This is a genomic window from Janthinobacterium sp. 1_2014MBL_MicDiv, assembly GCF_001865675.1.
Classification (GTDB): domain Bacteria; phylum Pseudomonadota; class Gammaproteobacteria; order Burkholderiales; family Burkholderiaceae_D; genus Janthinobacterium.
In genome coordinates, this window is the sequence record NZ_CP011319.1 from 993,495 (window position 1) to 1,005,345 (window position 11,851).

Below are 11,851 nucleotides of genomic sequence, written 5' to 3' on the forward strand. Positions count from 1 at the left end.
AGGGAAGATAAAGCCGCCGCCTGGCAGCAGGCAGCGGTTGGACAGATAGCATACAACGGCGGGCAAAATCGTAGCGAGCGGCAGCGGGGCCCGGCGCCCCGTTGGCCCGGGATGCACCGCTGTACTTTAGTACGGGGCCGCCGAGGCAGCGAGCACCGCAGGCCGCAAAATCGCGACGCGCAGTCGATTTTGACGCCGTTGTTTAGGCGAAGCGGCGTTTCTCGCCCGCACCGAACAGGTTGCTGACGCAGCGGCCGCACAGGGTCGGATGCGCGGCGTCCGTGCCCACGTCGCTGCGGTAGTGCCAGCAGCGCTCGCATTTCGGCGCCGTCGACGCGGCCACGACCACTTCCTCGGCCGCTTCGTCGGCCACTTCGGCCACCGTTGCCTGCGACGTGATGAAGACGAACTTCAAGTCGTCGCCCAGGGTCGTCAACAGCTTGTATTTCATCGGCGCGGCCTTGATCGTCAGCTCCGCCTGCAGCGAGGAGCCGATGGCGCCCGAGGTGCGCAAGTCTTCCAGCTGCTTCGTCACATCCGTGCGCACGGCGCGCAGGGCCGTGTATTTCTCCAGTAGGTCGGCTGCGTCCGATACTTCCGGCAGTTGCCACCAGGTTTGCGTGAAGATGGTTTCATCGCTGGCGGCGTAGGCATCCGCGCCGGCGAAGACGGCCCACGCTTCCTCGGCCGTGAACGACAGGGCCGGAGCCATCAGGCGCAGCAGGCTTTGCGTGATGTGCCACAGGGCCGTCTGCGCGGAACGGCGCGCGTGCGAGGTCAGGCCCGTCGTGTACAGGCGGTCCTTCAGGATGTCCAGGTAGAAGCCGCCCAGGTCTTCCGAGCAGTACGTCTGCAGCTTCGACACGACCGGGTGGAACTCGTAGCGCGCGTAGTTGTTCTCGATCTGCTGCTGCAGCGAGGCCATGTTGGCGATCGCGTAGCGGTCGATCTCGAACAGCTCGGTTACCGGCACGGCGTCCGTGGCCGGATTGAAGTCCGAGGTGTTCGCCAGCAGGAAGCGCAGGGTGTTGCGGATGCGGCGATACGATTCCGTCACGCGCTTGAGGATTTCGTCCGAGATCGACAGTTCGCCCGTGTAGTCGGTCGAAGCGATCCACAGGCGCAGGATGTCGGCGCCCAGGGTGTCCGAGATCTTTTGCGGCGCCAGGGTATTGCCCAGCGACTTCGACATCTTCTTGCCTTCGCCATCGACCGTGAAGCCGTGCGTCAGCAGGGCCTTGTATGGCGGACGGCCATTCAGCATCGACGATACCAGCAAGGAGGAGTGGAACCAGCCGCGATGCTGGTCCGAGCCTTCCAGGTACAGGTCGGCCGGGAATTGCAGCTGCGTCGAGTGCGAGCCATGGCCTTGCGGGCCGCCCAGCACCGTCTGGTGCGTGGCGCCGGAATCGAACCACACGTCCAGCGTGTCCTTGTTCTTGGCGTAGATGGCCGCTTCGTCGCCGATCAGGTCAGCCAGGTCCAGCGATTGCCAGGCTTCGATGCCGCCCTTTTCGATCAGCTTGGCCACTTGCTCCAGCAGTTCCGCCGTGCGCGGATGCAGGTCGCCCGTTTCCTTGTGCACGATGAAGGCCATCGGCACGCCCCACTGGCGCTGGCGCGACAGGGTCCAGTCGGGACGGTTGGCGATCATGCCGTGCAGGCGCGCCTGGCCCCAGTCCGGGAAGAACTCGGTGTCGGCGATGCCTTTCAGGGCCGTCTCGCGCAGGGTGGCGCCGCCATCCTTCGGCGTCACGTCCATGCCGGCGAACCACTGCGAGGTGGCGCGGTAGATGATCGGCGTCTTATGGCGCCAGCAATGCATGTAGCTGTGGTCGAACATCTTGACTTCGAACAGCGCGCCCGCTTCCTTCAGGGCGTTGCAGATCGGCTTCGACGCTTCCCAGATGGCCATGCCGCCGAACAGGGGCAGGGTGGAGGCGAATTTGCCGTCGCCCATGACCGGCTTGATGATGTCGTCGTCCTTCATGCCGTGCGCCTTGCACGAGATGAAGTCGTCCAGGCCGTAGGCGGGCGCCGAGTGCACCACGCCCGTGCCGCTTTCCGTGGTCACGTATTCGGCCAGGTACAGCGGCGACAGACGGTCGTAGAAGGCGTCGCTGGCGTGCAGCGGGTGGCGGAAGGCGATGCCGCCAAGGGCCGCGCCGTCGCAGGTGGCAATCGTCGTGCCTTCCAGCTTGAAGCGCGCCAGGCTGGCCACGACCAGGTCCTGCGCCAGGATCAGCAGCAGCGGCTGGCCATCGCGCTCGGTCTTCACCAGCGCATATTTGACTTCCGGGTGCACGTTCAGCGCCTGGTTCGACGGGATGGTCCACGGCGTGGTGGTCCAGATGACGATGAAACCGTTCTCGGTCGGCAGCGATGGCAGGCCGAAGGCGGCCGCCAGTTTTGCCGGCTCGGCAAATTTGAAGCCCACATCGATGGATGGATCGCGTTTTTCCGCGTATTCCACTTCCGCCTCGGCCAGGGCCGATTGGCAGTCGAAGCACCAGTTGACGGGTTTCAGGCCGCGGTACACATAGCCTTTCTCCAGCAGCTTGCCCAGCGCGCGCAATTCGTCCGCTTCATTGCCGTGCGCCATGGTCAGGTAGGGGTTGTCCCACTCGCCCAGCACGCCCAGGCGGATGAAGTCCTTCTTCTGGCGTTCGACCTGCACGTTGGCGTAGGCGCGGGCCTTTTCCAGCACGTCGGCCGTCGGCAGGTTCTTGCCGTGCAGTTTTTCGATCTGGATCTCGATCGGCATGCCGTGGCAGTCCCAGCCCGGCACGTACGGCGCGTCGAAGCCGGCCAGCGAGCGCGACTTGACGACCATGTCTTTCAGGATCTTGTTGACGGCGTGGCCCAGGTGGATGTCGCCATTCGCGTACGGCGGGCCGTCATGCAGGATGAATTTCGGACGGCCGGCGGCGGCCTTGCGCACGCGCTCGTAGATTTTCTTGTCTTGCCATTGCTGTACCCATTGCGGCTCGCGCTTGGCCATGTCGCCGCGCATGGGGAATGGGGTTTCCGTCATGTTGACCGGGTATTTGCTTTCAGGCTTCTTGTTTTGCTTGGGCGTGGCTGGCTTGTTTTGGTCGGACATAGTCTTCTTTACTTGTATTGAATGATGTGTGGCGGCGGCGGGGGCCGCCAGGCGGCGGAGTTGGCCGGGGTCAAATTCGGTCGGTGGCGGTAATGGCGCCGCTGCGCTGCTCGAAATAGGCGCGCGCCTGGTTCGAGTCGCGCTCGATGGCGGCCGTCAGGGTGGGCAGGTCGTCGTATTTCTCTTCGTCGCGCAGCTTTTGCAGGAATTCCACGCGCACCAGCTTGCCGTAGCAGGACTGGTCGAAATCAAACACATGCACTTCCAGCAAGACGCGGCCGCTGTCGTCGACGGTGGGACGCACGCCCAGGCTGGCCACGGCCGGCAGCGGCAGCGGCCCCAGGCCATGCACCTGCACGATGAAGATGCCGGACAGGGCGGGGCGGTGCGCCACGCGCAGGTTGAGCGTGGGGAAGCCCAGGGTGCGGCCCAGCTTCTGGCCGTGGATCACATGGCCGGAAATGGCGTACGGATGGCCCAGCAGCTGCGTGGCCAGGGGGAAGTCGCCCGCGGCGAGGGCCAGGCGCACGGCCGACGACGAGATGCGCGTGCTGCCGTTCATCACGGTGGGCAATGTTTCTACGTGGAAACCATATTTGCGGCCCGCTTCCTGCAGCATGGCCACGTCGCCGGCGCGCCGGGCGCCATAGCAGAAATCGTCGCCGACCATCAGCCATTTCACGTGCAAGCCGTCGACGAGGACTTTTTCCGTGAATTCCTGCGGCGTCAAGGCGGCGAACTGGGCGCTGAAGTGTTCGACGACGACGCGGTCGATGCCGGCGTCGTCGAGCGACTGCAGCTTGTCGCGCAGATTGGCGATGCGCTGCGGCGCCTTCGACAGGTCGCCCGCGCGCTGCGCGAAGAATTCGCGCGGGTGCGGTTCGAACGTCATCACGGCCGCTTCAATGCCGAGCGTGGTCGCCGCGTCGCGCACGCGCGCCAGCAAGGCCTGATGGCCGATGTGGACACCGTCAAAATTGCCGATGGTCAAAGCGCAAGGCGCTCGTGCCTGGGCATTGGGAAGTCCGCGGAATACCTTCATAGGAATCTGATGAAAAACTGTGCCAAATGGGGGATTATACGGACTGTTTCAGGGATGCACAGCCGCAAGGGTGGGCCGAAGGGTAATTTCGCCCCTGAAATGGACAAAAAGCGTTGCCGGCAGGTGTGCTGGCAACGCTTTGGCAGGGATTCAGTGCACTCTCGACGTCGAACCCAGGCTTAGCGGGCGGCGGTGATTTGCGGCCGGGAAGCGCCGCCGTATCGGAGTACGGGGCGCCGGGCCGGCGAGCATCGCCGTCCGCAAAGCGCGACGCGCAGTCGCCTGGGGTCGATGTCGATTACTTGTTCATCAAGGCCCAGTAGCGTGCCAGGTCGGCAGCGCCATCCGTGCCCTTGACAGCTTTCAGGGCCGTCGAGGCGTTGGCTTTCTTGCCGGCGTGGACGTAGGCGATGCCCAGATGCAGCTTGGCTTCTTCCGCATACTTGGCCGTACCCAATTTCACGGCGTCGTTCATCAAGCCCAGGCCCTTGTCGGTCTGACCATCGTACACGAGGGCGAAGCCCAGCTTGCTCAAGCTGTCGGCGTCCTTGTTCTTGACGTATTCCGCTTCCGACTTGGCGGCGTTGGCTTTCAGGTCCGCCTGGGTTTTCAGGGCCAGGTCTTTCAGGCGCTGGTGGCGGGCCGCATCGGCGCCGGTACCCAGCACGCCTTTTTTGTAGCCCTGCTCGATGATGCTCAGCGCTTCGCCTGGATTGCCCGCTTGCAGGGCCAGCTGGCTGATTTCCATGTATTCGGAAGGCTTGGTGAACAGGCCGTTGGCCAGGCGCAGGCGCTGGACGTCCAGGCCCAGGCGTTGCGAGAAGCCAGGCTTGCCCGAAACGCGGTTCAGCAGGTCAGCCCAGTAGCTGGTCTTTGGATAGCTGCCAGCCAGTTTTTCCAGGGTGGCCACGTAGCCGGCCTTGTCGTTTTGCTTCAACTGGATGTTGGCCAGCATTTGCAGGCTCGCTTCCGAGTTGCCGCCGCGCGATTGCAGCTCTTTTGCCGCTTCGGCGTAGTTGCCGCTGACGTAGTAGGTCTGGATCAGCAGTTCGCGCATCTGTGGATCTTCGCGGTCTTTCAGCGAGCGTTTGATCCAGGTGATGGTATTTGGCCAGTCCTTGGCGCGGTAGTACATACCTGCCAGGGCTTGCGTGAATTTCGGGGCTTCGGCGGCGCTCAGGCGGCCGGAATTGATGACGGCTTCGAATGCCTTGATGGCGGTGCCATTGTCGCCGGCGGCAGCAGCGGCCGAGGCGCGCACGCGTTCGATCTGGTAGCTTTCAAAGGCGGTCTTGCCGCCGACGCTGTCAGCTTCGCGCAGCTTGGCCAGCGCTTCCTTGTTCTTGCCGCTGCCAGCGAGTTTCTGCGCTTCTTGCAGTGGCTTGCCCACTTCGGCGCGCACGGTGTCCGCGGCATATGCCAGCGAGCCCAGGCCGATTACGGGAGTTGCTGCGGTAAAACCGATAGCGGCCATGACGAGGCCGAGATGAGCGAGACGAAACTTGGACATGAGAAAGTCTTTCAGTAAAAAGCGAATAGGCAGGAAGTCCTGCCTATTCGGATGTAAAGAGAACCTGATGCAACAGCTTACTGGAATTGCTCGTTGCCGACCAGACCGATTTTGGTCACGCCCAGACGCTGCGCCGACGCCATCACACCGGCGACGACTTTGTATTCCACCAGCTTGTTAGGACGCAGATGCACTTCCGGCTGGTCTGCTTGCGCAGCGATGTTGCTCAGCTTGGCTTCCAGCGTATTACGATCAGGAACGACCTGATTGTCCCACAAGATAGTGCCATCAAAATCGACATCGATCGTGACGACCACTGGTTCCGTTGTCGGTGGCGGCGGGGTGCCGACCGGCATGTTCAGGTTCACCGAGTGGTTTTGCTTAGGAATCGTGATGATCAACATGATAATCAGCACCAGCATCACGTCGATGAGGGGCGTCATATTCAGTTCCATCATTGGTTCCGGATCCGCGTTTGGCGAACTACCCGAACCGACATTCATACTCATAGTATTTCCTTTAAGAAGTCCAACGAAGCGCCGGGCGATGCCGCTGCCCGGCAAGCTCCTGCCAGTGGCGTCCCTGTGTGGCCGGGACGCCGCTGTCAGTCGCTATCAGCCCTTGTCAGGTGGTTCGGTGATGAAGCCGACCTTCTGGATCCCGGCACGTTGGGTCGTGTAAATAACCCGGCCGATCGATTCGTAGCGTGTTTCTTGGTCGCCACGAACGTGTACTTCCGGCTGCGGTACTTTCACTGCTTCAACTTTAAGATAATCGAACAGTTCGTTCGTGTCTTTCAGTTTCTTCTGGCCCAGATAGATCTCGCCATCCTTGTTGACAACGATGTTGACGTTTTCTGGCTTGCTTTGAAGGGCTTGGTTGGCCTCGATCGGCAGATCGATTTTCTGCAATTTGAGGACAACCGGACTGGTGATCAAGAAAATGATCAGCAAAACCAACATGATGTCGACGAGCGGCGTCGTGTTGATTTCTGACATTACTTGATCTTCATCTCCGCTGTCGGAGCCGACGGACATCGACATGATTCTTATCCGATCTTTTTAGCGCCGGCAGCACGGCCAGCTTCGCTGGTCGACATTGCGCCGGAGATCAGTACCGAGTGAACGTCGGCGCTGAACGAGCGTACGTCTTCCATTGCGGTTTTGTTACGACGAACCAGCCAGTTGTAACCCAGAACGGCAGGAACAGCGACCAGCAGACCGAAAGCGGTCATGATCAGTGCTTCACCAACTGGACCTGCAACTTTATCGATCGAAGCGTTACCGGTCATACCGATGTTGGTCAGCGCGCCATAAATACCCCAAACGGTACCGAACAGACCGATAAACGGTGCGGTCGAACCAACGGTTGCCAGGAACGACAGGCCATCTTGCAGACGCGATTGAACTTTGTCCGAAGCGCGCTGGATCGACATCGTCACCCAGGTCGACAGATCGATTTGTTCCAGCAGGGCGCCGTCATGGTGAGCCGTTGCCTTGGTGCCCGATTCAGCGATGAAGCGGAATGGCGAGCCTTCGGTCAGGGTTGCCGAACCGGCAGCGATCGAAGGAGCTTTCCAGAATTTGGCAGCGGTTTCTTTAGCTTGCTTGAAGATCTTCATTTGATCCATCAGCTTGGTGATGATGATGTACCAGCTGCCGATCGACATGATGGCCAGGATGATCAGGGTGGCGCGTGGCACGAAGCCGCCGTCCCACACTGCTTGCAGGCCGAATGGGTTGTGGACTTCTTCGGTTTTGGCTGGAGCGGCTGCATCAGCGGCTGGAGCGGCTGCGTCTGCTGCAGGAGCTGCTGCGTCAGCGGCAACTGGTGCTGGTGCTGCGTCTGCCGCTGGAGCGGAAGCGGCAGCCGATGCTGGCGCGTCAGCGAATGCCGGTGCTGCTACCAGAGCGGTCGTAGCGGTGACGGACAACAGAACCGCGGCAAAAAATGCGGACAAACGGGTATTCTTAAACATGCTTCCTCCAAAATTAAAAATAACAGATCGCTGAACGTAATGACAACGAAATCATAGTGTGAAACAGGGGATAACTGTCTCGGGTTTTAATCCAGCGACCAAACGTATTGCATTTGCTGCCAGCCTTGTTCCGGCTTGCCGTCAACTGTTGCCGGCTTAAATGTACAGCGGCTGATACCTTGCACCGCGGCTTTGTCCAAGTCTCTGAAGCCGCTTGACTTCACGATCTTCGAATCAGCGACCTTGCCGTCTACACCGATCAGGAACGACAGTGTCACCACACCGGTTTCCTCGTTGCGCTGCGACGACTTTGGATAAGCCGGTTTTTCGCAGACACTGAAGTCAACCACGGCCGGCGTACGCACCGATTTGGCTGGTCCAGGAGTTGGCGCAGGCTGTGCAGGCGGTGCTGGCGGTGCCAATACATTCGTGGCTGGCTTCACGGCAGTCGTATTTGCAATCACGTTCTGCTGTGGTGGCGGCTGCTGCACGTTCACCTCGACTGGCGGAATGAATGGCGGCGGTGGCGCCTTCATTTCTGGCGGCGGTGGTGGCGGTGGAAGATCCTTCGGTGGAGGCGGTTTGACTTCCTCGATAATCTTGGTTTCAACCGGTTCCATCATTTTGGTGACCAACCGCTTGCCCAAGCCCGTCACGATCCCGTAAGCCGCGAGAACGTGCAGCAGGACAACGATAGTGATGCCTGTGTAGTTCTTGGGACTTTTCTCGTTCGAAAAATTCATGCCTGCTTTCTCCAAATACCATCTCTTGTCTTGCAACTGAACCCCAAAATGACGACACAAAGCTCCAGCCGTATCCGGGACGTCGCCGAATTATACATACGAATTCTTTATTTTACACAGATTTTTAACGCCTAAAACCGGTTAAATTTTTGGCGCTTTTGCGCCCTGAAAACGTACTTGCTTATGTCATCTTTGCACGCTTTCGGACAGAAAAAAAGGCGGTCTTATCGGTTTTTTACAGCCGTTTCGGGCTACCACTGCTAAGTTCTCCGATGTGCCGATCTGGCGGAATTATATTTCGTGATATTCAATATGGAAACTGCTAAATTTGGAGAAAAATCTTTCTTTTTGGAAATATTTTGGCGCGGAACCAGACCACTTAGCCGTTCACGTGCACCAAGCGGGTGCATTACGGACTTTATCTAGGTCAAAAAAGAGCCTTTTGACGACCGTTACGAGGCCGTCTAGCCATACTGAATTCCTATGTAGGTATAGGAAGCGCTTATATTCTTGCTATTGATTATTATCAACAAATCATTTTATGGCCGGACAACCGGGTCATCGCGCCGGTTACGCTTTTCCCGACGGCAATTTAATGTGCCGAGCACGACGCCCTGCGGATCGACCGTGTCGAGGTGCACGTCGAAGCCCCACAGCCGGGCCACGTGCTTGAGCACTTCCGCCGCCTGCTGGTTCAGCGGCCGGCGCTGGAATTGCGTGTGGCGCAGGGTCAGGGCGCGGTCGTCGCGCGTATTCACGGACCACACCTGGATATTCGGCTCGCGGTTGCCCAGGTTGTACTGCTCCGCCAGCTGCTGGCGCACATAGCGGTAGCCGGCGTCGTCGTGGATGGCGGAAATGGCCAGCTTTTCATTCTTGTCGTCGTCGAGCACGGCAAAGAAGTGGAATTCGCGGATCAGCCGCGGCGACAGGTACTGGGCGATAAAGCTTTCATCCTTGAAATTGCGCATGGCAAAGTCCAGGCTCTTGCGCCAGTCGCTGCCCGCCATGTCGGGAAACCAGGCGCGGTCTTCATCGGTCGGGTGTTCGCAGATGCGGCGGATGTCGCTCATCATGGCGAAGCCCAGCGCATACGGGTTGATGCCGCTGTAATAGGGGCTGTCGATGGGCGGCTGGTAGACGACGTTGGTATGGCTTTTCAGAAACTCCATCATGAAGCCGTCGCCCACCACGCCTTCGTCATACAGCTGGTTCAATATGGTGTAGTGCCAGAACGTGGCCCAGCCCTCGTTCATGACCTGCGTCTGGCGCTGCGGATAGAAGTACTGGGAAATCTTGCGCACGATGCGCACCATCTCGCGCTGCCACGGTTCCAGCAGCGGCGCATATTTCTCGATGAAGTACAGCAGGTTTTCCTCGGGCTCGGGCGGAAAGCGCGCCACGGCCTTGCGCTGGTCTTCCTCTTCCTCCTCGTCCTCGCGGCGGGGCAGGGTGCGCCACAGCTGGTTGATCTGCGACTGCACATACTCTTCGCGCTCCTTCTGGCGCGCATATTCCTTGGCCATCGACAGTTTCGCCGGGCGCTTGTAGCGGTCCACGCCATAGTTCTGGATGGCGTGGCAGGAGTCGAGCAGCAATTCCACGGCGTCGACGCCGTGGCGTTGTTCGCATTCGCTGATGTAATTCTTGGCAAACACCATATAGTCGATGATGGCGTCCGCATCCGTCCAGGCGCGGAACAGGTAATTGCCCTTGAAGAAGGAATTGTGGCCGTATGCCGCATGCGCGATCACCAGCGACTGCATGGTCAGGCTGTTTTCCTCCATTAAATAGGCGATGCACGGGTTCGAGTTGATGACGATCTCGTAGGCCAGGCCCATCTGGCCCCGCTTGTAGCTTTTCTCGGTCGATAAAAAATGCTTGCCGAACGACCAATGGTTGTACGAGACGGGCATGCCGACCGAGGTGTAGGCATCCATCATTTGTTCGGCCGTGATGATTTCCAGCTGGTTCGGATAGGTGTCGAGGCCAAACTGTTTCGCCACGCGGCGGATTTCCTCGTGGATTTGCTCGATCAGCTCGAACGTCCATTCCGACTGCTCGGGCAGGGCGTTCGGGTGGCGCAGGCGCACGAACGGTTCGCCCGGAGTGTTGCTGGCGCGGTCAAAGGCTGCACTCATCATTTCACCTGTTTCTTGAACAGTTCGCGGAAGACCGGATAGATATCGGCCGGCGTGACGATCTTTTGCATGGCGAAATGGGCGTGATGGTCGAGCACGCCCGCGTATTGCTCCCACAGGTTTTGCTGCGGGCCGTCGGTGATCTCGACGTAGGTGTAGTACTGCACCTTGGGCATGATGGTGTTGATCAGCAGCTGGCGGCACAGCATGGAGTCGTTGTCCCAGTTGTCGCCGTCGGATGCCTGCGCCACGTAGCTGTTCCATTGCCCGGCGCCATAGCGTTCGTCGATGATGTTATTGAGCAAGTGCAAGGCCGACGACACGACGGTGCCGCCCGACTCGCGCGAATTGAAGAATTCCTGCTCGTCCACTTCCGCCGCCGCCGTGTGGTGGCGGATGAAGACCACCTCGATCTTGTCGTACGCGCGCTTGAGGAACAGATACAGCAGGATGAAGAAGCGCTTGGCCGTATCCTTGCGCGTTTCATCCATGGAGCCGGAAACGTCCATGATGCAGAACATCACGGCCTGCGTCATGGGCTTGGGCACCTTGATGCGGTTGCTGTAGCGTAAGTCAAACGGGTCGATGAAGGGGATGGCCAGCAGGCGCGTGTGCAGGTGGTGGATCAGGCGGCGCAGTTCCACCACCAGCGGGTCGCTGTCGGGCACGCCTTCGTGCAGCAGGGCCGCCAGGTCTTCCTCCGCCTGCGCCAGCTGCTTGCGGGCGCCGCCGCCGACGGCGATACGCCGCCCCAGCGCGCCGCGCAAGGAACGCAGCACGTGGATATTCGATGGCGTGCCCGACATGTTGTAGCCGGCGCGCTGGTTCTTGAATTCCGTGGTGGCCGTCAGCTGGGTTTTCACCATGTGCGGCAATTCCAGGTCTTCGAAGAAGTAATTCATGAACTCTTCGCGCGACAATTCAAAGATGAAGTCGTCTTCCGTCGTCTCGTCGCTGTTGCCCGCCTTGCCGCGCCCGCTGCCAGCGCCGCCTTTCGGCCGCGCGATCTGGTCGCCCTTCAGGTATTCCTTGTTGCCGGGATTGACCACTTCCCACACGCCGCCATGCGCGTGGCCGAACGACGGTTCGCCCACGTCCTTGACGGGGATGCTGACCTTCTCGCCATTCTCGACGTCCGTGATCGAGCGCCCCTTGATGGCGCGCCCCACGGCATCCTTGATCTGGCTCTTGTAACGCCGCAAGAAGCGCTCGCGGTTGACGGCGGACTTGTTCTTGCTTTGCAAGCGCCTGTCGATGAGGTATGTCAAAGGGTGCCTCCTTGCTTCTCGTCTTGCGCGTCCCGCCGTCTTGCTGGCGGGAACGCGCCCGCTGTC

9 protein-coding genes are annotated in these 11,851 nt (G+C 60.1%); all 9 read right to left on the minus strand.

What is annotated here, in order from left to right:
* Window positions 1-202: 202 nt before the first annotated feature.
* Window positions 203-3,103: an isoleucine--tRNA ligase gene (gene ileS / locus YQ44_RS04365; protein WP_071322338.1), complete on the minus strand. Its 2,901-nt coding sequence runs from the start codon at window positions 3,101-3,103 to the stop codon at window positions 203-205.
* Window positions 3,104-3,173: 70 nt separating this feature from the next.
* Window positions 3,174-4,145: a bifunctional riboflavin kinase/FAD synthetase gene (locus YQ44_RS04370; RefSeq protein WP_071322339.1), complete on the minus strand. Its 972-nt coding sequence runs from the start codon at window positions 4,143-4,145 to the stop codon at window positions 3,174-3,176.
* Between the two features lie 298 nt (window positions 4,146-4,443).
* Entirely contained in the window at window positions 4,444-5,655 is a 1,212-nt protein-coding gene (locus YQ44_RS04375; RefSeq protein ID WP_071322340.1) for a tetratricopeptide repeat protein, read from the minus strand.
* A 77-nt stretch (window positions 5,656-5,732) separates the two neighbouring features.
* Window positions 5,733-6,164 carry an ExbD/TolR family protein gene (locus tag YQ44_RS04380; RefSeq protein WP_198043873.1) on the minus strand — a complete coding sequence of 144 codons (432 nt, stop codon included), beginning with the start codon at window positions 6,162-6,164 and terminating at the stop codon, window positions 5,733-5,735.
* 105 nt (window positions 6,165-6,269) lie between these two features.
* A complete protein-coding gene (locus YQ44_RS04385; RefSeq protein ID WP_071322342.1) occupies window positions 6,270-6,698 on the minus strand; it encodes an ExbD/TolR family protein in 429 nt (142 codons plus the stop codon).
* Between the two features lie 5 nt (window positions 6,699-6,703).
* Window positions 6,704-7,633 (minus strand): MotA/TolQ/ExbB proton channel family protein, encoded by a 930-nt coding sequence (locus YQ44_RS04390; RefSeq protein ID WP_232251050.1) that lies wholly within the window; start codon window positions 7,631-7,633, stop codon window positions 6,704-6,706.
* Between the two features lie 86 nt (window positions 7,634-7,719).
* The gene (locus tag YQ44_RS04400; protein ID WP_034754161.1) at window positions 7,720-8,376 is read right to left on the minus strand and encodes an energy transducer TonB; all 657 of its coding nucleotides are present in this window, start codon (window positions 8,374-8,376) and stop codon (window positions 7,720-7,722) included.
* Between the two features lie 539 nt (window positions 8,377-8,915).
* Window positions 8,916-10,517 (minus strand): SpoVR family protein, encoded by a 1,602-nt coding sequence (locus YQ44_RS04405; protein WP_071322344.1) that lies wholly within the window; start codon window positions 10,515-10,517, stop codon window positions 8,916-8,918.
* On the minus strand, window positions 10,517-11,785 hold the full coding sequence (locus YQ44_RS04410; protein ID WP_071322345.1) for a YeaH/YhbH family protein: 1,269 nt from the start codon (window positions 11,783-11,785) through the stop codon (window positions 10,517-10,519). Before YQ44_RS04410 ends, YQ44_RS04405 begins: the two co-directional genes overlap by 1 nt.
* Between the last annotated feature and the right edge of the window lie 66 nt (window positions 11,786-11,851).